The following is a 21,157-nucleotide window of genomic DNA, read 5'->3' on the forward strand; positions in this document are numbered from 1 at the left end:
GTTCGGGCCCCCACCCCTGTCACGAGTCCGCTCCTCACCCGTCAGAGCGTGGTGGGGAACCGGTCCCAGGCGCGGTGGCCGGCCAGGGACTTCGCGATCTGCTTGAGGACCGCGCCGGCGGTTCCGCCCAGCACGATGCCCGGTTCGTCCGCTCCGATGCCGGCGGCCTCGAGGGTGAGGGACGCGTCGCCCCATCCGCCGATCGCCTTGCCGTGGCGGTACGCCTCCGAGACCAGCAGCAGGACGCGGGGGTCCGGTTTTCCGGGCTCCGCCGCACCGGCCTTGGCGTCGCGGGCGCCGTGGGCGTCGGCGGCGGCCTCGGGCGTTCCTGCGAGCAGGAGGGCGTCGAACTCGACGGAACGGGCCGCGGCGAAGGTGCGCTGCACGGTGACCGGGTTCTTCCCGCGCCCGAGTAATCCGCCCGTCGGGGCGATGACCAGGGGAACCATGCCCGCCTTGAACACGGCGTCCCGTACGGTACGGACGCTCCTCAGGTCCGCCGCCGGGTGGGCGACGATGCCGATGACCCGTCCGTCCACGGGCCAGGTCCGGCCGAGTTGCGACAGTGCCGGGCTCGGGTCGGGACGGGTGAGGGGCTCCGTGGGGGCCGGTACAGGGAGTCCGAGTGCACCGGCCTTCAGGGAGTGGTCACCGTCGGGGAGTCGGGATCCTTGCGCGGTCGTGAGACAGGCGCCCCCCTGGGCCACGGCGGCCTGGGGCGCGCCGGTGGGCTGTCTCGTGGGGCTCACGGTGTCCGGGCCGCTCTGGTCAGGCTTGGGTGGCAGGGGCTCCCGGGGCCGGGTCGGCTCCGCCGCGGCGGGCGGCCGGGGCGAAGGCCGCCCGGGCGGTTGTTCCGGCGTGGCCTGCTTCTTCGGCGTGGTCCTGGCCTTGGTGACCCTGTCCGGCCGCGGCCTTCTTCGCCTTCTTCTGCACCATGCCTGACGTCTCCTCCTGGCGGACTCCGTGCCCGCGAGATCTCTGCCGCACAGGTCGGCGGGGCCGGAGCGGCCCCGCGGCAACCCTCGCCCGTGGGGCCGCCCGCGGCACGCTGAATACGCCCGTACCGCCTAACAGCCGACAAGGCGGCCGGGCACGACCGGCGTCACTCCGCGTGTCCGGCTCTGGCGACAGATCGATGGATCACCGCATCGTGGATGAGTCCCCTCACAGCGGGCAGTCGCAAGGAGCGGTCGGCGTCCGTCGGCCCGCGACCAGTCCCGTCGATCATGGAGGTAAGCCGTGCCCGGTACGGCTCCGACCCTGGGCACGCTGCCTGCCGGGCTGATCGTCCTGCCCGGTGTCTACCAGCCGCAGGCGGACACCCGTCTGCTCGCCCAGGCACTCGCCCACGAGGACCTCGGCCCGGGGACGGACGTGCTGGAGATCGGTACGGGAACCGGCGCGCTCGCCCTCCACGCCGCGCGGAGACGGGCGCGGGTCACGGCGGTCGACGTCTCGTGGCCCGCCGTCGTCACGGCTCGGCTGAACGCGCTGCGCCAGCGACTGCCCCTGCGCGTCGTGCACGGCGACTTCGCGGCACGCGCCGCAGGCCGCCGCTTCGACCTCATCCTCTCGAACCCGCCCTACGTCCCGGCACCAGGCGCCAGGCCCCCCTCGCGGGGACCCGAACGTGCCTGGGACGCCGGACCCGACGGGCGTGGCGTCATCGACCGGATCTGCGCGAGCGCACCGGCGCTGCTGCGTCCCGGCGGGGTCCTGCTCATGGTCCACTCCGGGCTGTGCGGGGCCCAGGAGACCGTCGACCGGCTGCGCGGGGCGGGAATGACAGCGGATGTCACCACGAGCGCCTCGGTGCCCTGGGGACCCGTCCTGCGCTCGCGCCGGGCCTGGCTGGAACGCGTGGGCCTGGCGGCCCAGGCCGAGGAACGCGAAGAGCTGGTGGTCATCCGTGCCCGCTGACCCCCGGAACAGCGCAGGCCCGGCCCGCACGGAAGTTCCGCCCCACCGGGTGGCCGTGGACCCGAAGGGCCCCGTCCTGGTGGAGGGCCCGGTCGAGATCGTTCTCGAAGACGGAACGGTCGCCCGGTCCGACCGCTTCATGGTCGCCGTCTGCACATGCCGCCGCAGCCGAACGTACCCGTGGTGCGACACCAGTCATCGCCCCCGCGAGCGCACCACCTCGACCTCCGAGGACAGGGACCCCCAATGACGCCCTCCGCCCCCAGCGCCACAGCCACCACCGCCGGGCCCCGCTTGGCCGAACCGCGCGGCGAGCTGTCAGCCACCGTCACCACGGCCCTGCGGTCGAACGGCGACCCGGAATACAGCCCCAGGGCTGTACTGACCGCGGATCCCTGGGGTGAGGACCTCCAACTCGCCCTCTACCTCCTCTACGAACTCCACTACCGTGGTTTCGACGGTGTGGACGACGCTCGCGAATGGGACCCGGAACTCCTGCGGCTGCGTCGGGCCATGGAAGCCCGCTTCCTGTACGCCCTCGGCACCGAGCTGTCCGACGCCCCCCGATCGGTCACGGAGGCGTTCGCCCCGCTCCTGGTCGAACCGGTGGACCCCACCGGGAGTCTCACCCATCAACTCGAACGGGCGGGAAAGCTCTGGCAGTTGCGCGAGTACGCAGCTCTGCGCTCGCTCTATCACCTCAAGGAGGCCGATCCGCACGCCTGGGTGATCCCCAGACTGCGAGGCCGGGCGAAGGCCGCGATGGTGGCCATCGAGTACGACGAGTTCGGCGCCGGCCGCGCCGACCGGATCCACGCCCAGCTCTTCGCGGGCCTCATGGCGGACCTCGGCCTCGACCCCACGTACGGCCACTACCTGGACCATGCTCCCGCTCCGCTGCTCGCCACCGTCAACCTGATGTCCCTCTTCGGTCTCCACCGGTCCCACCGGGGTGCACTCGTCGGCCACTTCGCCTGCGTCGAGGTGACCTCGTCACCCGGATCCAGGCGGCTCGCCAAGGCGATGCGGCGCTGCGGGGCAGGACCGGCCGCCGAGCACTTCTACGACGAGCACGTCGAGGCCGACGCCGTGCACGAACAGGTCGTCCGCCGTGAGGTCGTCGGCGGGCTGCTCGCCGACGAGCCGTCCCTGGAGGCCGACATCGCCTTCGGCTGCGCTGCCACCGTCCACCTCGAGGACCGCCTCGCCGAACACATCGGCGCGGCCTGGGCCGAGGGGCGCAGCGCATTGCGCACGCCGTTGGAGGGGCCGTGACCGTAACCGTCGTACCGTCCGACCGAGCGACCTGACGCGATCGGCGAGCCCGGACAGACCCGGCCCGCCGGGCCTGCATCCGCCGGGCCGTCGTCGAGGCCCGCCGTGCCGGCCTGCCGTGCCCCCGGACCCTCAGACGTGTTGGGCGCGGTGGAAGAGGGCGTGCAGCCCATGCCGGCGCAGTGCCGCGCGGGCGGCGTTCGCGCCCGGCGCGCCATGGACACCGCCGCCCGGGTGGGCGGCCGCGGAGGCCAGGTAGAGGCGCTTGACGGGGGTCTCGGGGCGGCCTGTGCCGGGCGTCGGACGGAAGATCGCCTGCTGGTGCAGGGCGGTGGTTCCGTTGTTGATGGCGCCGTTGTGCAGATTCTCGTTCAGGGCCTGGAGGGTGGCCGGGGCCAGGATCCGGCGGGCGCGGATCAGCGTCCGGAATCCGGGCGCGTAGCGTTCCACCTGAGCTTCGATGCGATCGGCCATGGCTTCCTGCTCGCCGGCGTTCCACCGGCCGGTGATGCCGTCGGGGCCCGCGTCGGCGGTGATGCGCTGGGGGAGGTGGGTGTAGGCCCACGCCGACTCCGTACCGGCGGGTGAGCGACGGGGGTCGGCGGTCGTCATCTGGCCGACCAGGGCGAACGGCTCGTCGGGGACGTGGCCCGTGGAGAGCTGGGCGGCGAACCGGGTCAGGCCGTCCACGCCGTCGGCCACGTGGACCGTACCCGCGCCGACCGCTCCCCGCGCCGTCCACGGCACCGGGCCGGTCAGCGCCCAGTCGACCTTGAAGGTCGCGAAGTCCCAGTGGAAACGCTCCAGGTCCCGTACGAGGCGCGGCGGGAGGTGTTCTTCCCCGACGAGGTCGCGGTACAGGGACGGAGCCGAGGTGTCGGCCAGCACGGCCCTGCGCGCGTCGACCGTCTCCCCGCCCGCCGTCCTGACCCCGACCGCCGTGCCCCCACGCACCACGACCGACGAGACGCGCTCCCCACAGCGAAGGACACCCCCACCACGCCGGAATCGGCTCACCAGCGCGGCGGTCAGCGCGCCGGACCCCCCGACGGGGACGGGGAAGCCGTGGCTCTGGCCCAGCATCGACATCATCCAGCCGAAGCCGCCGCTGCCCGCTGCCTCCGGGGTGAGGTCGGCATGCAGGGCGTTCCCGGCCAGCAGGAGCCTCCCGCCTTCCCCCGCGAACTCCTCCTCGCCCAGGCGCCGCACGGGCAGTGACAGGTTCCGTGCCAGTCGGAGCCCGCCCGTGGCGCGGAGTTTCGCGGCCAGACGGAGCCCTGCCCGGACCGGCGGGAAGGGAGTGAACAGGGCCTGCACGAGGTCCGGCCCGATCCTGCCCCACGTCCGGTACATGCTCTCCCAGGCCTCGGCGTCGGCGGTCGCGAACTCCGCCAGCCCGGCCGAGGTGTCCTGCACCCGGCGTTCGAGGACCGCACACCGGCCGTCCAGCAGGGGATGCGCCAGCACGCGCGGGGCGTGGCTCCAGCGCAGGCCCTCGGCGGCCAGATCGAGGCGGGCGAGGACCGGGGAGGCCGCCGCGAGTGGGTAGAAGGCACTGAAGACGTCCGAGACGTAGTCCGGGTGGACCCCGCGATCGCTGCGCACCGCCCCTCCGGGCTCCTCCTGCGCCTCCAGGACCTCCACCGTCCACCCTGCGTCGACCAGCAGATTCGCCGCCACCAAGCCGTTCGGCCCTGCGCCGATCACCACCGCGTCAGGCATGCCGGCTCCCGGTGCGGTCCTGCTCCACGACCCTGGCGAGGCGGGCCAGCATGCCACGGTGCCGGAGCTGGACGGCTGCTTCGCTGACGGAGTTGTGCAGGGCCCCGCCCAGACCCCGCAGCGGGTGCTCGTCGCAGACGACCAGGGTCTCCTCTCCCCACGGCCGGAGCTGGAGGAAGATCCTCGCCGTGCCGAGGGCCTTGAACGCCGCCTCCAGTTCCAGCTCCCGGCCGGAAACGGTGTGCCGGACCGTGGTGGTTCCGTCGGTCGACCAGGGGCCGAGACGGACGGTGTAGCGAAGCCGGGATCCGACCTCCGGCCAGGAATGGTCGAGCGGCGTGGACTCGGACGGGCCCACCACCCACTCGCCGTAGCGGGTCGGATCGGCGAGGACGGCCCACACGGCTTGCGGGGGACGGTGGATCAGCTGATGACGGACGGCCATGAGGATGCTCCTCCTACCGGGACGGTCTGGACGCGGCGAACCCGCTCGACAGGGCATTGGGCGGGCGAACCGGTCGGTCCCGCGGCTCCTGGGGCACGGCGACCTCCCTCGACAGATGGCGTCACGGTCATGGTGCGCGTGCCCCGATCGCGCCGCATCTCACACGTTTCCGGCGGACGCTTCCCGTCGAGGCCCGTCTGAGGAACCGGGCACGCCGACGAGACGCTCGGAAGTGACGCTCCGACCCCGGGGAGATCCTGAAGCGGAAGCGCACATCCGCCACTGCTCGGTCACGGTCGGTGAATGTACGCGCGGGCAGAGGTGTTCCAGGGAAGGAGCCGTCAAGCGAGCAGGTTCACGGCACGCTGGAAGAGGCCGGGGAACCTGGCGGCTGTCGGCGTGATCAGGGGGGCCAGCCTGGGCTGGTTCCGGGCCCAGAGGAGGGACGTCGTCAGGTGACGGTAGGTGCGGGACAACCGACGCCACGCACGTTCGTACGCCTGTGGACGGTCGGCGTGCAGGCAGCGCACCAACGCGTCCGCCGATGCCAGAGCGAGGGTGAGCCCCTCACCTGTCAGCGCGTCGACGTACCCGGCCGCGTCACCCACGAACAGCACCCGGCCGGCCACCCGGGAACGGGCCTGCTGGCGCAGCGGTCCGGCGCCCCTGACCGGGGTCCTGTCAGCCCTGTGCAGGCGGGAGGCCAGGAGGGGGAAGTGGGCCAACTGGGATTCGAAGGGGGCGTGTTGGCAGGTGAGGATCGCGACACCGATCTGCCGTGGTCCCAGGGGCGTGACGTACGCCTCGCACTCGGCCGACCAGTGGACCTCCACCAGGTCGCTCCACGGTTCGACGGCGTAGTGGCGCCGCAGTCCGTACCTCAGTGGGTGTCGCCGGGCATCCGGCCGCACGGTCAAGCCGAGCGTCCGGCGGGTGGGGGAGTGCAGTCCGTCCGCCGCCACGAGATAGCGGGCGGCCATCCCGTCCGCGGTGACGTACGCGTCGTGCTGGATCACCTGGCGAATGCGGTGCGGGACGACCGGAACACCCAGCTGGGCCGCCCGGGCGGTGAGGGCCTCGTGCAGCAGGGTTCGGCGGGTGCCGAGGCCGTACCCGGTGCGGAACACGGCTTCGGCGCGTCGGCCGTCGGCGGCGTCGACGTAGCCGATACCCCGCAGGGCCTGGCCGGGCACGCTCACGTCGAGCGCCTTGAGGGCCCGTACCGCCGCGGGCATCAATCCCTCACCGCACGCTTTGTCGACAGGCGCGGGACGCGGCTCGGCGACCACCACGTCGAGGCCGCGTCGCGCCGCGTGGATCGCCGTGGCCAGCCCCGCTGGGCCCCCGCCGACGACGAGGAGGTCGATCACGGCGCCGTACCAGAGGCGGAGAGGGTGCGTGACGGCGCCAGCGCGGTGTTCTCGCAGCGGATGCGTACGGTCAGCAGAGCCGCGTTGAGGAGCGTGAAGCACAGGGCGGTGAGCCAGGCGGTGTGCACCAGGGGAAGGGCCAAGCCCTCGACGACCACGGCCAGATAGTTCGGGTGCCGCAGGTACCGGTACGGGCCGGAGGAGACCAGCGGAAGGTCGGGGACGATCAGAACGCGGGTGTGCCAGCGGGGGCCGAGGGTGCTGATGCACCACCAGCGCAGTCCTTGAGCGGCCAGAGTGAGGGCGAGGGCGGGCCAGCCGAGCACGGGCAGGAAGGGCCGGTCGGCCGCCCAGGGCTCGACGAGGCAGCCGAGAAGGAGCGCGGCGTGGAGGGCGACCATGGTCGGGTAGTGCCCGGAGCCGTGCTCGAGGCCGCCGCGGGCCCGGCTCCAGGCGCCGTTCCGGCGGGCCACCGCGAGTTCCGTGAACCGCTCGGCGACGACCAGGAGGATCAGTACGGTGTACGGCGTCATGTCGTTCTCACCAGGCCAGCAGGACGAGTTCGGACGAGAAGCCGGGCCCGAGGGCGATCATCAAGCCCGTCGTACCCGCCGATGGCCGCACCGTCCGCGTATCGCTCAGAATCTGCAGCACCGAGGCGGAGGACAGGTTCCCCGTGGCTGCCAGGGCGCGACGGCTCGCGGCGAGGGCCGAGTCCGGCAGACCGAACTCCTCGGCGAGCGCGTCGAGGATGCGGGGGCCGCCCGGGTGGCAGATCCACTCCGTGACATCCATGGGCTTGAGGTCGTGCTCGGCGAGGAAGGACTCGACCTCCTCGGTCACGTGCAGCCGGACCAGCTCGGGGAGTTCCGGACCCAGCACCATGCGGAACCCCCACTCGCCGACGTCCCAGCCCAGCACGTGCTCGGTCCCCGGGTACAGACGGCTGCGCGTGGCCACGACCGTAGGCCCGGACGCTCTTGTCCCGTCCGTGGTCGTGGACGCACGGTCGCTGTGCGCGGCCACAAGCGCGGCGGCTCCGTCCCCGAACAGGCTTCCCGCCACCAGGTTCGCCATCGACATGTCTCCGCGCTGCAAGGTCAGCGAGCACAGTTCGGTGGACAGGAGGAGCGCCATGCGGTCGGGCCGGACGCTGAGATGGTCGTGCGCTCGGGCCAGTCCGGCGGCGCCTCCGGCGCACCCGAGACCGAACAGAGGCAGGCGCGTGACGTCGGACCGCAGGCCGATCCGCGTGGCGACGCGGGCTTCCAGGGAGGGGGTCGCGATCCCGGTCACGGTCGTCGAGACGACCAGATCGATCTCCTCGGGGCGCACCCCCGCGTCGCCGAGAGCCCGTTGGGCCGCTTCGACGGCCAGATCGGTGGCCAGTTCGACGAAGAGTCGGTTGGTCTCGCCGAACGTGCCGAGCGCCCGGTAGCGGTCGAGGGGCAGGGCGAGATGACGCGTGTCCACCTGAGCCCCGGAGTGCAGCCGGCGCAGGAGGCCGCTGTCGGCCCCGGGCGGCAGGCTGGAGGCGAGGTCGTCGGTGATCTCCTGCTGCATGTAGCGGTGTGGCGGGAATGCCGTACTCACGGCGAGTACACGAGTCATTGCTCCAACATAGGGACAGGGAGACGGCGGCACCCTGAACCCGGCCGTCACGGGCGCGCCGTGGCCTAGCGTGTCGGTGGTGCACGCCACCACTGATGAAGGAACCGACGGCCTGGTCGGCCCGGCCGGTCAGGGATGCGGCGAACGGTCCGTCCTCATCGCTCTTCTGAAGGCCGCTCACCCCGTGCCGGCGGTGGCGGTCACGGCCCTGAGCGCGCTGTTGGCCGCCGCGGTGGGCTTGGGCCCCGCTGCCGGCGCGAAGGCGATGGCAGCGGTCGCCGCAGGCCAGTTGTCCATCGGCTGGTGCAACGACCGGATCGACATGCGACGCGACAGGGCCGCAGGCCGGCAGGACAAACCGCTGGCCGTGGGGGCGCTGCGGCCCGGGATCGTGGGTGCGGCGGCCCTGGTGGCCCTGCTCGCCTGCATCCCGCTCTCCCTTGCATGTGGGTTCCGGGCCGGCGCGGTCCACCTCTCCTGCGTCGCCGCCGCATGGGCCTACAACCTGTGGCTGAAACGAACAGTCCTCTCGTGGTTGCCGTACGCCGTGGCCTTCGGGCTGCTTCCCGCGTTCCTGACGCTGGCACTCCCGGGCAGCCCGTGGCCACTTCCGTGGCTTGTGGCCGCGGCGGGTCTCCTTGCCACCGGTGCACACTTCGCGAACGTCCTCCCGGACATCGAGGACGACCTTGCGGGGGGTGTGCGGGGACTTCCGCAGCGACTGGGCAGGCGCGGATCGATCGGATGGGCCGCCACTCTGACGTTCGCCTCCTGCGTGGTGGTGACGGTCGGGCCGACGGGGTCCATCACCCGCAGCGGCGGAGTCCTGATCGCGGTGACCCTGACGCTGTGCCTTGTGTCGGTGGCCGGACCGACCGCATTCGTCGAGGGCCGCCTGCCGTTCTTGGTCATCCTGGTCATGGCCGGAGTCGATGCCGTACTTCTGGTGCTGGCCGGCCGTATGCAGTCCGCCGGACAGGCCTGGCCGTGACGGAGCCGTGAACCGACTGGGCGGCGTGCCCCCGTACACGTCGGTGAGCCGCCGTCGGTGCCGGGGGTCAGCTTGTGGTGGGCCGTCAGGCGGCCTCGGCGGCTTCGGCGGTGGGGTGGGTGGGGAAGACGTGTTCCAGGCCGACGATGCGGAAGATCCGGTGGAGGTGGTCGGGGACCGCGGCCAGCGCGATGGTCGCATCGGCGGCGAGGGCGTGGTTGCGGGCGGCGATGAGTACGGTGATGCCGCTGGAGTCGCAGAACGTGAGACCTGCGAGGTCGAGGACGAGCTGTTGGCCCGCCCGCAGGGCGGCTCCGGGCAGTGCCGCGCGGACCTCGGTGCGGTGCGGTGGTCCAGCTTCCCGGTCAGTTCGATGACCGCTCCGTCGGTGGTGGTGCGGGTGTGGAGGGTCAGCTGCCTGGTCATTGGCGCTCTTCGCTGGTGGGCCGGGGCACGTGGACGACCAGGACGGCGGTGTCGTCGTCCACGCCGGTGCCGAAGGTGTCGAGCAGGTCGCGGACAGCACCGACGGTGGCCGACGCGGTGGTGGGGGCGAGGGCGCGGCCGAAGCTCTCGCCCATCTGTCCGGCGGCTCCCACGAACGCGGCGATCGCCGCGGCGGTCTCCTCCGGCGCGGAGAGCTGGGGGCAGTGGCCCGTCGCGTTCAGCGTGACGAGCCGGCTTCCAGGAATCTGTGCGTGGACGAACGCGCCCACTTCCGGGGGAGCGATCGCGTCGTTCGAACACTGCGCGACCGGGTGGGCACACCCACCGATGCGAGATCGGCGCGGTTGTCGGACAGGAACGTCACCCGGGCGAACACCCGGGCGATGTCCGGGTCGGTCCGGCAGAAGCTGTTGGTCAGCTCCTCACCCAACTCCGGCCGCTCCGGGTTACCCATGATGACCGGGGCCATGGCGCCCGACCAGCCCAGATAGTTCGCGTCCAGCGACTCCAGGAGCTCGTCGATGTCCTCGGCGCTGAACCCGCCCCGGTATCCGGTGTCCGGGTCGTCGATGAAGCAGGGCGAGGGCGCGAGCAGAACCAGGCCGGTGAACGCCTCGGGGTCCCGAGCGGCAGCCAGCACGCCCATCATCCCACTCACCGAATGCCCCACAAAGGTGACCGGGCCCAGCGCAATTTCCCGGCACAGCTCCAGTACGTCGTCGACGTACCCGTCCAGAGACGAATACCGCTCCCGGCTCCACGCCGACAGCGCGGAGTTCCCCGAGCCCACATGATCGAAGAGGACCCACGGTGAAGTCGCGCTCCAACGCGGGCACCACCAGACGCCACATGTTCTGGTCGCACCCGAAGCCATGCGCCAGCACAACCACCGGCCCGCCGGTACGCCCGGTCACCGTCACATGGTTCCTGCTCCGCACGTCCATGCGGCACATCCTCGCAGACCGGTTCCCGACCGCCCGTACCGTCGAGCCTTTCACGAACGTGCCGCCGCCTCCCGCGCATCGCGGCCACGGGCCGAACCAGAGGCACCCGGTCAGGGCGCTGACGGCATCGATCCGGGCGCCCGGAAGGAGGGTGCGCTTGCTGCCGGTTGTCGTAGCTCTCGGCGCCGGTCTGCTTCAGAATCCCTGCCTTGGCCGTTCCGGGTCGGCAAAATGGTTTGAGCTTGGGCGGCGGCACCGGCAGGATCGGGGAGTACCGATGAGTTCTTCCCGGCGCCCCGGTCTGTCACTGTGACCTGCCACGTGCGGAGGACACTCACATGACGGAAGGCGCCATGCTCGCACCACACGAAACGCCCACCCTCTCGCCCGCCCGCGTCACCGCGGTGCTGCGGATTCTCGTGCTGTCCACGTTCGTCGTTCTCCTGAACGAGACGATCATGGTCAACGCGATCCCGCGGCTCATGCGCGAGTTCGATGTCACAGCGGCAGCCGCAGGGTGGCTGTCCACGGCCTTCATGCTCACCATGGCCGTCGTCATCCCGGTGACGGGGTGGTTCCTCCAGCGCGTGACGACTCGGACCGCCTTCGGCCTGGCGATGGCACTGTTCCTCGCCGGCACGGCTCTGGCCGCGGCAGCGCCCGCGTTCCCCGTGCTGCTGGCCGCCCGCGTCATCCAGGCCAGCGGCACCGCCGTCATGATGCCGCTGCTCATGACGACGCTGATGACCCTCGTGCCCCCGCACGACCGCGGCCGTGTCATGGGCAACATCACCCTCGTCATCTCCGTCGCACCCGCCCTCGGCCCTGCCGTCTCCGGTGTGCTGCTGCAGCTGGGGACATGGCGCCTGCTGTTCCTGGCCGTGCTGCCCATCGCCGGAGCCATGGCCCTCTTCGGTCGGCGCAAACTGGTCAACATCGGCGAGCCGCAGGCCGGCCCGATCGACTGGTTGTCCGTCCCCCTGGCGGCAGCGGGCTTCGGCGCCCTGGTCTACGGCCTGAGCGAGCTCGGTGCCGGGAACGCGTCCCAGGCCCCCGTGCCCCCGGCGGCCACGACCCTGGCCGGTGCCGTGCTGGTCGGCCTGTTCGTATGGCGCCAGCTGGCACTGCAGCGCTCGTCCACACCGCTGCTGGACCTGCGTGCCCTGACTTTCCGCCACTTCTCTGTGGCACTCGCCCTGATGTGCCTGTCTTTCATGGCCCTCATGGGTGCGTTCATCCTGCTGCCGATGTATCTGCAGGAGGTGTGCGGTCTGACCTCACTGCAGACCGGGCTGCTCCTCATCCCCGGCGGTCTGACCATGGGCCTGCTCGGACCCCAGGTCGGCAAGCTCTACGACCGACTCGGCGCACCACGCCTGGTCGTACCCGGAGCGGTACTCACAGCGCTCTGCCTCGCGCTGTTCGCCCTCACGGGCGAACAGACCTCGCCGTGGCTGGTGCTCGCCCTTCACGTGGCTCTGAGTGCCGGCATGGCGTTCGTCTTCACCCCCGTCTTCACTTCCGGCCTGTCCGTGCTGCCGCCGCACCTCTACCCCCACGGCTCCGCCATCCTGGGCTCGCTCCAACAGGTCGCGGCGGGCGCCGGCACCGCCCTGGTCATCAGCGTCATGTCGGGACGCGCTGCATCGGCAGCAGCCGATGGCGCCGACGCCACCGGCGCCCTGGCCGCTGGTATCAGGTGGGGATTCGGCATCGGCGCCGGGCTCGGCACCCTGGCCGTGCTGGTCGCGCTGCTGGTGCGCACCCCGCCCACTCCGCAACCGCCTGCTGTGGCGGAGGCCCAGGACGAAGACGGCACCACGACGGACAAGGCCGTCCACACACCCACCTGAGTCCCTGGACGATCGGCCCGGTGCACACCCCGACGGAGGCGGACGGGCTGCCGGCGGCAGAACCGGCGCCATCGTTCGTACGCCTTTACTGCCTCTGCCGCGAACACCCCCAGTGCTGCCAGGAGCCCTCAACCGGGATCACACCCGGCTGAGGGCTCCTTGAGAACGGGCCTTCACACACAGCTGAAAGCCTGGCGACTGCTCCGGTGGGCCAAACGCTGGGGTATCAGTGCTCGCAGAGGGAGAATTCTCGTTCGTAGAGCTGCTCGTTGTGTTCGTCGACGAAGAACTTGCGTTCCTGCATGAGTTGTTCGCGGTAGTTCTTTGCCTGTTCGAGCGTCATGGTCGAGGTGTCGGACCACGGTTGCTGCGGTGGCACATCGGATGTCGAGACGATCTTTTCCGACGGGTCGACCAGGAAGAACGCGAGAATTTTGCGATGTCCCGGGCGGGTGGTGTCCGTGAGGCGGAATGAGCCGACGCGGTGTTGCAGGATGTTCGGGAAGGCCAGGCACCGGCCCGCTGGGGTCGATGCCGATCCCAGCATCTGGTTCAGCGCGTCTTCGTTCTCCAGGCCGTAGACCTCACGCACACCGTTGTCGTCGTTCTGTTCGTAGTTGGGGTCGTCGAGTGCCGCCCGGAAACTCAGCCGGCTTTCGGTGATGTTCTCGTTGTCCCAGTAGTAGATGCCGGTCGAGACGATCCGCTCGTTCATCATCCCCTCGACGTGCCAGGAACCGCCGGGGTACTCCGGCTTGTCCGGAGTGAGATGAATGGTGGCGAGCTTGACGATGACCTGGAGACGGCGGCCGCGCAGGTCGACTCGGGCGGATGCGTCGGGCAACTCGGGCGGGGTGAAGGCCGGGGCGTCCGGGATGACCGGGCGGCGGTTCTCCCACCAGTCGTCCTGTGCCTCTTCCCATGCACGAAGGGCTTCGGTGTAGGCCTCATCATCGCTGTAGGAGGATTTGTCCGGGTGCTCCGGCTCCGAGTCGTACCACCCATAAGGATCGGCCTCGATCCGCAGCGGCCGCGGATGGCGCAGATCGGTGAGTACGTTCTCCAACAGCGGGCGAAAGCGCGCGAACAGGTCCGGCAGGACGGCGGCAAGTTCGTGATGAGTCTCGGGGTGGACGTTGTTGACGTACGAACGGAAGGCGACGTCGCCGTCGTCACTGACGTCGACGTCCGTGGGCAGCCACTGGAATTGCTCCGAGAACTCGTACTTCGAGTAGCGGTCTGTCGGGTTCTGCCAAGCCCGCTCGGGCGCGCCGCTCACCTCTCTGACGAGGCAGAACAGTGAGGGGTGAACCAGATCCAGTACCTGGCCGTCGGATCCGGGGTGCCAGTCCTGTTCAGCTTCGGGGACCTGTTCCAGAACCTGAACCGCCTCGCGCAGCCGGGATCTGAGCTTGTCGTCGACCAGTGTGTCCGACTGCCACACCCCGTCGACGGCGGACACCTCGGCACCGGTTCGTCCGTCCCGCAGCGCGGCGTAATGCGCGAGTTCGGCAAGCACGTAACGAACTTGCGCTTCGGTGAGGCCCTGGGCGACCGCTTCTTGCGTCCACCTGGCGACGACGTCGGCATCGTTCATCTTGTCGAACCACCGCGACTTCGCCCGAATGTGCGAGCTGCACTGCATCATCTGAAGTTCCCGCAGCGTTCGGGGTGTCGCGAACGATATGGAACGGGAAGCCTGAAACGGCAGCGGGAAAGCAGACAGGCCAGTCAATTCTCTTGGTCCTCCCAGTCGGTGTGCGGTGGCGGGAAGGATACTTCAGCGGACTGACACCGCAGCCGTGGTCCCTCATGGCCGATCTGGGAGCCAGGGCTTCTACCCGGTCGCGTGAGGTCCGGTTCGCGCTCACCCGAGGCCGAGGCCGAGGCCGAAGAGCGCGAGGGGGAGGCAGGGGGCAGCGGCACGGGCCGGGAATGGTCGCTGCCGCAGAGTCCGGAATCCGCGGCCGCGATGTCCGCCCGGATCACCTTCGCCGTTTCAGCGCGCGCATCATGCGGGGCAGTTCATCGTCGATCATCCGGCCGGCCAGCGCACCACCGAAGACGACGACACCCACCGCGACGAGCCACGACTCGATGACGAGGAACGCACCGAACGGGCCGTAGGTGACGGCGCTCGACGCGATCAGTGGAGAGAAGACGAGCCGGGAGAAGATCCGCAGTCCGAGCAGTCCCAGCATGGTGGACATCGCACCGGGCAGCAGGGCGAGCCACGCCACCCGGCCACCGAGCAGCACCCGCTGGGACCACCAGAAGAACAGGATGCCGCTCACTACGACGACGACACCACGGGTCGGGTCGCGCCACGACGATGTGACCGCGAACATGTAGAGGACCCCGATGAGAACTGCCAGCCACACCACATGCCGCCACCTGGCCCGCCAGCGGGCCGGGGGCAGATCCCAGACCTTCTCGTAGCCGCTCTGCACCACCGTGCCGAACGACAGACCGAACACGGTGAGCAGGGCGAGGCTGAACGCCGTCGTGGTCCGCAACACCCGTCCGGGCAGAGCGAACAACTGATCGATCTCCTCCCTTGCGGCCGCCGACACGCCAAGTCCGTCCCCCAGCCACTGCGCGAACCCTCTCCCACCCTCCGTATCCGCTGCGGATACGACGATCAGCAGCGGTACCAGCGTGAGGAAGCCGAGCGCGGCGAACCCCAGCGAACGCTGCCACAGCTCCAGGTCGCTGACCCGCCCCCACCGGTGCCCGGCTCGCGACCGGCGGATCACGCTGCGAATCCGGCCGAACGGAGACCATCGCCCTCCGGGATCGGTGGTCATCGTCGTACCGGGGCACGGGCCGCTGCCGTCGGCGTCGCGACTCCGGCGGCCTTCAGGGTGACGAGCATGGCGTGCTCCAGGGATCTGCCGGCGCATCCAGGGTGGGAATGCCGTGCCGTGGAAGCCGCCAGCAGCCAAGTCGACCTGAATGATGGGACGCTCCGCTGCTTCCGACCCCCGTTGTCCGAGCCCTCGCGACGGCGTGCACGCGAGTCTTTGCGGTCCCGGAGGAGAGTGGTCGGATCACGTTTGCCCATGAGCCTGATCGGGCGGATCACGGCCCTGCGCGAACTGCGCGGTGCGGTCGGCCGACGGGCGGGGCGCTCCCGCCCGTCGGATGGAAGGGGCGGCGCCGATTCCGGGGCTTCCGATACCGCCGCCGACCGGGGTCCAAGTCATTTCGTCAGCAACCGGTTGAAGAACGATCGGTACTCACGCAGGGCCATCCGCAGGCTCTCGGTGTCGACCGCTTCCCCCTGGTTCCACTGGCCTTCCAACGCCTTCCTGTGGCCGGCGAACTTCTCGGCCAGGGTTTGCATCACGTCCGCCACAAGGCCGTCGGCTGCTTGGACGGCCTGCTCCGGGTCGTCCACGAAGTCGTTCTGGATCTGTTGCCAGCGTGACCGATAGGCGTCCACGTCTTGAGCGGACAGCAGCGCCTGCTCTTCGTCTTCGTCGCGCTGATTCCGTTCGGCGGCAGAGTCCTCCGCTGCCCTCTCGGAACCATGGGTGGTGCTGTCCTCGACGCTGTCGGATTCCTCCCGCGGGCGGGCCAGGGTCTCGTCGGAGGTGGCTGTTGCCTCACCCGGGTACGTGGGTGGCCCAGGGTCCTGCTCTGCCTCGGCTGCCTGATCGCGTGAACGGGCGATGTCCTCGGTCGTCAGCTCGCCGGCGTCGGCCCGATCCGGATTCTCGTTGTGACGCATCACGTCTCCCGTACGTCTGTCATTCGCTCCGACGGGTGGCTCAAGCTCCGGCCCGGCCGCCCTGATGTCCGTTGGTGAGTAGTTCGTCGAACAGGGCCCGGTAATGCACCATGGCCCCGCGTAGCTGTTCAGTGGTCGCCTCGCTTCGCGCGCTGAGCGAATCGACCTCGTGAGCCGCCCGGTAGTGCTGCAGCGTGCGGCCGTGCTCGACGGAGAGGTCCCGCACCTGCTGGTCGAAGTTCTCCGTCGGGTAACCGCGGGCCTGCATGAGCGAGGTGACGAGTCGGTCGGCGTCGTGGACGGCTGCGTCGGGATGATCGACGAACTGTTCCTGAACGCCGTCCCACTCGCGCGCGTACCTCTCCCGCTCCCTGCTCGGCAGGGGCTCCAGTTCGAGTGAGTCGTGGCGCTTCTCGCGCTCGGCGAGGTCCTGCTCGGCCACCCGGCGACTCCCGGTGTCCTCGACGGCCCGTTCGTACTCCGGTCCGAAGCGTTCCTGCAGGCGGCGCCGCCGCCGCATGGCAAGAACCGTGGCCACCGTTATCAGGGCGATCACCACGATGGCGGGGATGATGATGGCCAAAAGCGTCCCAGTTGACATGGGGCGGCCCCCTTGGTCGATTTCGGATAGGCAGCTACGCGGCGCGGCTGCCCCTTCGCAACCTGTCCGAAACGGTCCGCGTGGAAGGCCGACCTTCTGGGCGCGGGCGGTGGTCCCGCCTCCGCCCCGGGCGGGCGAAGGGCACCGTTTTCGAGGGTCGTCATGCGGGTCTTCGGACGGGCGCTCTCAGATGCGGGGGATGTATGCCGCGCACGTGGGTAGACGCCTGTCCCGCGGCGAGAGGAACGCACGATGAATCTCACCGATGCCTGGGAACGGTCTGACCCGCGCGCTGCCGCCGGTCCGACCGATCGGTCCGACGCGGTCCGGCCGGGCTCCGAGGCCCATGGAGCGCTGCCGGCCGACCACACGCAGGCCATCCTGGAGACCACCAAAGCGATCGGCTCCCTGCTCAAGACCTCGGGATGCCCGTTCGCGCTGGTCGGAAGCGTGGCTGCGTACGCGCACGGCATCCCCGTGCCCCTCCAGCACGACACCGACTTCGCCCTGCGGCGCGAGGACGCCGACACGGTTGTCCAACTGCTGGAGCAGCAGGGTGTACAGATCGTCGCCCCGCCCGAGGACTGGCTGATCAAGGCCCGCGCGGGCGGGGAGGACATCGATCTGATCTTCGCGCTGGCCGGCCGCCCCGTCACCGGCGAACTCCTCGACCGGGCGGAGCCCCTGCCCGTGGACTCCGTCCACATGCCAGTCCTGGCCCCGACCGACATGATGACCAGCCGTCTTGCGGCGCTCTCCGAGCATCACTGCGACTTCGGCGCCCTGCTGCCGCTGGCGCGCGGTCTGCGGGAGAAGGTCGACTGGGGCCGGGTGCGCCGCGAGACCGGCGACGCGCCGATGGCGGCGGCCTTCCTGTACCTGTTGGAACTGCTCGACGTCATTCCGGTGGCCGCTCCCCATGAGCGGAGGGATGTCGATGACACGCGGTGACCAGGGGGCGTACCCGGTCGAGTACCGGATCGCGCATCTGCGGGAGCGGCTCGCGAAGGAGGAGGTCGGGGAGCTCGGCGTACGCATCGAACTACGCGGCGGAAGGGTGCTGCTCACCGGCACGGTGCAGACCGCCGAGCGGCGTGACGAGATCCTGCGTCTGGCGCGTGCCGAGCTCGCGGACCTGATGGTCCGCGCCGATCTCGTTGTCGCGGGCGCCGAACCGCCCGCCCGACATGAGGAGATGCCGTGACCGGCCCCGATGCGGTGATGGCCGCGGGTCGGGCCGTGCGTGACGTCGTACGGGTCGCGGCCGTCGGCGACATTCACCTCGGCCCCGACTGCGGCGGACTGCTTCGGCCCGCATTCGAGACACTGCCGGAATCCGCCGACGTCCTGCTGCTGGCGGGGGACCTGACGCGGCACGGCACGGTCGCCGAGGCGGAGGTGGTGGCCGAGGAGGTGCGCGATCTCGATGTTCCGGTGGTGGCGGTGCTCGGCAACCACGACTACGACGCGGGCCAGGAGGAAGGAGTCACGCGCACGCTGGAGGCGGCGGGGGTGGACGTCCTCGAAGGGCGAGCCGCGCGAGTGACGGTGGGGGAGCACATGGTGGGCATCGCCGGCGTGAAGGGCTTCTGCGGAGGGTTCGCGGGCCGCAGCGCGGGTGAATTCGGTGAGCCGGAGATGAAGGCGTTCGTCCGAACGACCCGGCGGGCGGCGGACGCGCTCCGGCACGCGCTCGCGGGACTGGCGGCGGACGGGTGCCGGGTACGGATCGCACTGACACACTTCTCTCCCGTGCCGGACACCCTGGCGGGCGAGCCGCTGGAGATCTATCCGTTCCTCGGGAGCTATTTGCTTGCGGAGGCGATCGACGCGGCGGGAGCGGACCTCGCCGTCCACGGCCACGCGCACCTCGGCGCGGAACACGGCACGACGGCGGGCGGCGTCCGTGTCCGCAACGTGGCCCAGCCGGTGATCGACCGGGCCTTTGCGTTGTACGACCTGCCCCTCGGTCGGCTGAGCGTGCCGCTGCCTGCGAGTGATCGCGCCTGAGACATCCAGTACCTGACGCCCGCCTCGGGGGCGATTCAGGCCGGCACCGACGAGAACGGGCTCTCATCGAGTCGCTGCAGAAGGTCGACCGGATCTCGGTAGACGGCGGCGGCGCCGGCCTCTTCCAGGTCGTGGCGAGGGATCCCGCCGCACAGCAGTCCCACGCACGTCACACCGGCCGCCGTGGCCGCCTTCTTGTCCCAGACCGTGTCGCCGACGAACACCGCCCGCTCGGGCGCCACCCGCGCCAACTCCAGGGCCTGCTCGACCGGTTCGGGCGCGGGTTTGCCCTCCTCGACGTCATCGGCGGTGGCCGTGTCCGAGATCGCGTCGTCGGCGTCGATCGCACGGCGCAGAGCTCTGAGCTCGTTGTCCTTGGCAGAGGTGACGAGCAGTACTGTCCAGCCCTTCCGTGCCAGCACCCGCAGCAGCTCGGAGGCCGAGTCCAATGCGGGAAGCCGGTCGAAGAACGTGGCGTAGAGGGTGTCGTGTGCGGCACTCAGACGATCGTCCTCCGTACGATCACGGCCCTCCCCCAGGAGGTGATCGAGCAGGTCCTCGCCCGGCAGACCGACAGCTCGATGGATGGCGTGCATCGGGACGGAGTGCCCCGCCTGGCGCAAGGCCTCCCACCACGCCGTCACATGCAGGTGGTTGGTGTCCGCGAGGGTGCCGTCGACATCGAACAACGCTGCGCGGCTCATCTCGACTCCTTCACCTCACACGTCCCGCAGGGCGGGCAGCAGTTTCGTCTCCGCCCAGTCCAGGAAGGGTGCTTGGTGGTCGCCCCCGATCTGGACCAGGGCGACCTCGGTGAACCCGGCTTCGACGTAAGGGCGCACGGCCTCGACGAAGGCGTGCACATCGTCACCGCAGGGAATCGCCTCGGCGACGTCCTCGGGACGTGTGTGTGCCGTGGCACCGGCGAAGCCCGCCGGGCCGGGCAGCTCGGCATTGACCTCCCAGCCGCCGAGGGCCCAGCGGAACTGCTCGTGCGCCCGAGCCACCGCCGCGTCGCGGTCGGGGTCGTAGCAGACCGGCAGCTGCCCGATGCACGGCTTGCCCGCGCCACCGTGCCTGGCGAACGCGCTCAGCAGGTCCGTCTCGGGCTCAGTGGCGATCAGTACGTCCGCGTGGCGGCCCGCAAGCTCGCACGACCGCTCTCCGGAGACCGCGATGCCGATCGGAGGCGGCGTCGGGGGAAGGTCCCAGAGCTTGGCGTTCTCCACGTCGAAATGCGTGCCGTGATGAGTGACGTACCCGCCGTCGAACAACCCGCGAATGATGCCCACAGCCTCCTCCAGCATCTCCAGTCGGACGTGGGCGGCCGGCCAGCCGGGTCCGACGATGTGTTCGTTCAGGTTCTCGCCGGAGCCGAGGCCGAGGCGGAAGCGGCCGTCGCACAGCAACTGCACCGTCGCGGCCTTCTGTGCGATCACCGCGGGGTGGTAGCGGAAGGTCGGGCAGGTCACGAACGTCATCAGAGGGATGCGTGCGGTCGCCTGCGCGGCCGCGCCCAGCACGCTCCACGCGTACGGTGCGTGCCCCTGGGAATCGAGCCAGGGGAACGAGTGGTCGGAGACGACGGAGAAGTCGAAGCCCACCCGCTCGGCTCCGACGACATGCGACACCAACTCTTGAGGACCGGCCTGCTCCGTCATCATGGTGTAGCCGATTCGTACCATATGGGGCGCCTTGCCGTAATGTCCCGCGACGAAACCCGCCCTACGCCGTGCTGGACGTCGCTTCGCTTTTCCGTGACACGGAAGGCAGGGGCGGGAACAGCGGATCGGCACGACTCGAACGTTCGCACGGATCCCGGCCGGACCGTCGGTGTTCTGGGGATCCCCGGCCGGGGCCGGATGCCCCGCGATCAGGCGCCCGACGTGCCGGTGGGCGGAGTACCCGCCAGCCTGGGAGGAGCTCTTCTGCACATACGACTCGGAGGTTCTCCGCAGTGGACCGACCTCGACATCCCAGCCCGGGCGGATGGCTCGGACGTGTGAAGCGGAGTGCCTCCGCCTTCGGCGAGCGTCGAGCGCGGCTCCGGGACCAGCGGGAAGCAGAGGACGACGGAGCCTGGGACGACTCGCTTCCTCCGGAGCTGCGACGCGGTGATGCGCCGAGCCCGCGAAGCCCCGCGACCTCGGTTCCCTGGGCCGTACGGGTGGCAGCCGAAGCCGGTTGGCGGTTCCTGGTGCTCGCGGCCACCCTCTGGGTGCTGATGCGGGTCAT

21 protein-coding genes and 4 pseudogenes are annotated in these 21,157 nt (G+C 70.5%); 9 read left to right on the plus strand and 16 right to left on the minus strand.

Annotation, left to right across the window (positions count from 1 at the left end; genetic code table 11):
• Positions 1 to 41 precede the first annotated feature (41 nt).
• Together ACFC0D_RS34750 and ACFC0D_RS34755 are read right to left on the minus strand one after the other, a co-directional pair.
• Entirely contained in the window at positions 42 to 539 is a 498-nt protein-coding gene (locus ACFC0D_RS34750; protein ID WP_376444990.1) for a hypothetical protein, read from the minus strand.
• A 229-nt stretch (positions 540 to 768) separates the two neighbouring features.
• A complete protein-coding gene (locus ACFC0D_RS34755) occupies positions 769 to 936 on the minus strand; it encodes a hypothetical protein (RefSeq protein ID WP_376444993.1) in 168 nt (55 codons plus the stop codon).
• A gap of 303 nt (positions 937 to 1,239) precedes the next feature.
• Between ACFC0D_RS34755 and ACFC0D_RS34760 the strand changes: the two genes are divergently transcribed.
• Genes ACFC0D_RS34760 through ACFC0D_RS34770 form a run of 3 tightly spaced genes read left to right on the plus strand, consistent with a single transcriptional unit; the run spans position 1,240 to position 3,195 of the window.
• Complete coding sequence (locus ACFC0D_RS34760; RefSeq protein WP_376444996.1) at positions 1,240 to 1,920, plus strand: HemK2/MTQ2 family protein methyltransferase; 681 nt, start codon at positions 1,240 to 1,242, stop codon at positions 1,918 to 1,920.
• A gap of 49 nt (positions 1,921 to 1,969) precedes the next feature.
• Positions 1,970 to 2,170: a CDGSH iron-sulfur domain-containing protein gene (locus tag ACFC0D_RS34765; protein WP_376445041.1), complete on the plus strand. Its 201-nt coding sequence runs from the start codon at positions 1,970 to 1,972 to the stop codon at positions 2,168 to 2,170.
• Positions 2,167 to 3,195, plus strand: coding sequence for an iron-containing redox enzyme family protein (locus ACFC0D_RS34770; RefSeq protein WP_376444999.1), 1,029 nt, complete (start codon positions 2,167 to 2,169; stop codon positions 3,193 to 3,195). Before ACFC0D_RS34765 ends, ACFC0D_RS34770 begins: the two co-directional genes overlap by 4 nt.
• Positions 3,196 to 3,327: 132 nt before the next feature.
• Here the strand turns inward: ACFC0D_RS34770 and ACFC0D_RS34775 are convergent, their stop codons facing one another.
• The 5 genes from ACFC0D_RS34775 to ACFC0D_RS34795 all read right to left on the minus strand — a co-directional run bounded on the left by ACFC0D_RS34775 (position 3,328) and on the right by ACFC0D_RS34795 (position 8,343).
• Positions 3,328 to 4,917, minus strand: coding sequence for a phytoene desaturase family protein (locus ACFC0D_RS34775; RefSeq protein WP_376445001.1), 1,590 nt, complete (start codon positions 4,915 to 4,917; stop codon positions 3,328 to 3,330).
• Entirely contained in the window at positions 4,910 to 5,362 is a 453-nt protein-coding gene (locus ACFC0D_RS34780; RefSeq protein ID WP_376445003.1) for an SRPBCC family protein, read from the minus strand. The genes ACFC0D_RS34775 and ACFC0D_RS34780 overlap by 8 nt, the downstream gene beginning before the upstream one ends.
• A 341-nt stretch (positions 5,363 to 5,703) precedes the next feature.
• A complete protein-coding gene (locus ACFC0D_RS34785) occupies positions 5,704 to 6,732 on the minus strand; it encodes an NAD(P)/FAD-dependent oxidoreductase (protein ID WP_376445006.1) in 1,029 nt (342 codons plus the stop codon).
• Complete coding sequence (locus ACFC0D_RS34790) at positions 6,729 to 7,265, minus strand: isoprenylcysteine carboxyl methyltransferase family protein (protein WP_376445008.1); 537 nt, start codon at positions 7,263 to 7,265, stop codon at positions 6,729 to 6,731. The genes ACFC0D_RS34785 and ACFC0D_RS34790 overlap by 4 nt, the downstream gene beginning before the upstream one ends.
• A gap of 7 nt (positions 7,266 to 7,272) precedes the next feature.
• A complete protein-coding gene (locus tag ACFC0D_RS34795; RefSeq protein ID WP_376445011.1) occupies positions 7,273 to 8,343 on the minus strand; it encodes a type III polyketide synthase in 1,071 nt (356 codons plus the stop codon).
• A 79-nt stretch (positions 8,344 to 8,422) separates the two neighbouring features.
• On the opposite strand from ACFC0D_RS34795, the gene ACFC0D_RS34800 reads away from it, so the two are divergent.
• Entirely contained in the window at positions 8,423 to 9,334 is a 912-nt protein-coding gene (locus ACFC0D_RS34800; RefSeq protein ID WP_376445013.1) for a UbiA family prenyltransferase, read from the plus strand.
• Between the two features lie 85 nt (positions 9,335 to 9,419).
• Here the strand turns inward: ACFC0D_RS34800 and ACFC0D_RS34805 are convergent.
• The 3 pseudogenes from ACFC0D_RS34805 to ACFC0D_RS34815 form a co-directional block, all read right to left on the minus strand.
• Positions 9,420 to 9,760 (minus strand): annotated as a pseudogene (locus ACFC0D_RS34805) (STAS domain-containing protein).
• Positions 9,757 to 9,903 (minus strand): annotated as a pseudogene (locus ACFC0D_RS34810) (histidine kinase); the annotation flags it as partial. The pseudogenes ACFC0D_RS34810 and ACFC0D_RS34805, both read right to left, overlap by 4 nt.
• 21 nt (positions 9,904 to 9,924) lie before the next feature.
• Positions 9,925 to 10,725, minus strand: a pseudogene (locus ACFC0D_RS34815) (alpha/beta fold hydrolase); the annotation flags it as partial.
• Positions 10,726 to 11,063: 338 nt separating this feature from the next.
• Here ACFC0D_RS34815 and ACFC0D_RS34820 point away from each other — a divergent pair.
• Complete coding sequence (locus ACFC0D_RS34820; protein ID WP_376445016.1) at positions 11,064 to 12,578, plus strand: DHA2 family efflux MFS transporter permease subunit; 1,515 nt, start codon at positions 11,064 to 11,066, stop codon at positions 12,576 to 12,578.
• Positions 12,579 to 12,804: 226 nt separating this feature from the next.
• Here the strand turns inward: ACFC0D_RS34820 and ACFC0D_RS34825 are convergent, their stop codons facing one another.
• The 4 genes from ACFC0D_RS34825 to ACFC0D_RS34840 all read right to left on the minus strand — a co-directional run bounded on the left by ACFC0D_RS34825 (position 12,805) and on the right by ACFC0D_RS34840 (position 16,912).
• The gene (locus tag ACFC0D_RS34825; RefSeq protein WP_376445019.1) at positions 12,805 to 14,313 is read right to left on the minus strand and encodes a DUF4246 domain-containing protein; all 1,509 of its coding nucleotides are present in this window, start codon (positions 14,311 to 14,313) and stop codon (positions 12,805 to 12,807) included.
• A 250-nt stretch (positions 14,314 to 14,563) separates the two neighbouring features.
• Entirely contained in the window at positions 14,564 to 15,385 is an 822-nt protein-coding gene (locus tag ACFC0D_RS34830) for a ribonuclease BN (RefSeq protein ID WP_376445022.1), read from the minus strand.
• Positions 15,386 to 15,780: 395 nt separating this feature from the next.
• Positions 15,781 to 16,311, minus strand: coding sequence for a hypothetical protein (locus ACFC0D_RS34835; RefSeq protein ID WP_376445024.1), 531 nt, complete (start codon positions 16,309 to 16,311; stop codon positions 15,781 to 15,783).
• Positions 16,312 to 16,351: 40 nt separating this feature from the next.
• The gene (locus tag ACFC0D_RS34840) at positions 16,352 to 16,912 is read right to left on the minus strand and encodes a hypothetical protein (RefSeq protein ID WP_376445027.1); all 561 of its coding nucleotides are present in this window, start codon (positions 16,910 to 16,912) and stop codon (positions 16,352 to 16,354) included.
• Between the two features lie 252 nt (positions 16,913 to 17,164).
• Here ACFC0D_RS34840 and ACFC0D_RS34845 point away from each other — a divergent pair, with 252 nt between their 5' ends.
• Genes ACFC0D_RS34845 through ACFC0D_RS34855 form a run of 3 tightly spaced genes read left to right on the plus strand, consistent with a single transcriptional unit; the run spans position 17,165 to position 18,922 of the window.
• Complete coding sequence (locus tag ACFC0D_RS34845) at positions 17,165 to 17,863, plus strand: nucleotidyltransferase family protein (RefSeq protein WP_376445030.1); 699 nt, start codon at positions 17,165 to 17,167, stop codon at positions 17,861 to 17,863.
• On the plus strand, positions 17,850 to 18,116 hold the full coding sequence (locus ACFC0D_RS34850) for a BON domain-containing protein (RefSeq protein WP_376445033.1): 267 nt from the start codon (positions 17,850 to 17,852) through the stop codon (positions 18,114 to 18,116). Before ACFC0D_RS34845 ends, ACFC0D_RS34850 begins: the two co-directional genes overlap by 14 nt.
• 17 nt (positions 18,117 to 18,133) lie before the next feature.
• Positions 18,134 to 18,922, plus strand: a complete 789-nt coding sequence (locus ACFC0D_RS34855) for a metallophosphoesterase (protein ID WP_376445044.1) — start codon at positions 18,134 to 18,136, stop codon at positions 18,920 to 18,922.
• Between the two features lie 35 nt (positions 18,923 to 18,957).
• Here the strand turns inward: ACFC0D_RS34855 and ACFC0D_RS34860 are convergent, their stop codons facing one another.
• On the minus strand, positions 18,958 to 19,626 hold the full coding sequence (locus ACFC0D_RS34860; protein WP_376445036.1) for an HAD family hydrolase: 669 nt from the start codon (positions 19,624 to 19,626) through the stop codon (positions 18,958 to 18,960).
• Positions 19,627 to 19,641: 15 nt separating this feature from the next.
• Complete coding sequence (locus ACFC0D_RS34865) at positions 19,642 to 20,607, minus strand: LLM class F420-dependent oxidoreductase (protein WP_376445039.1); 966 nt, start codon at positions 20,605 to 20,607, stop codon at positions 19,642 to 19,644.
• A 317-nt stretch (positions 20,608 to 20,924) separates the two neighbouring features.
• Between ACFC0D_RS34865 and ACFC0D_RS34870 the strand changes: the two are divergent.
• Positions 20,925 to 21,157: pseudogene (locus ACFC0D_RS34870) on the plus strand (AI-2E family transporter); the annotation flags it as partial.

It is taken from the genome of Streptomyces sp. NPDC056222, assembly GCF_042264065.1.
Lineage (GTDB): Bacteria > Actinomycetota > Actinomycetes > Streptomycetales > Streptomycetaceae > Streptomyces.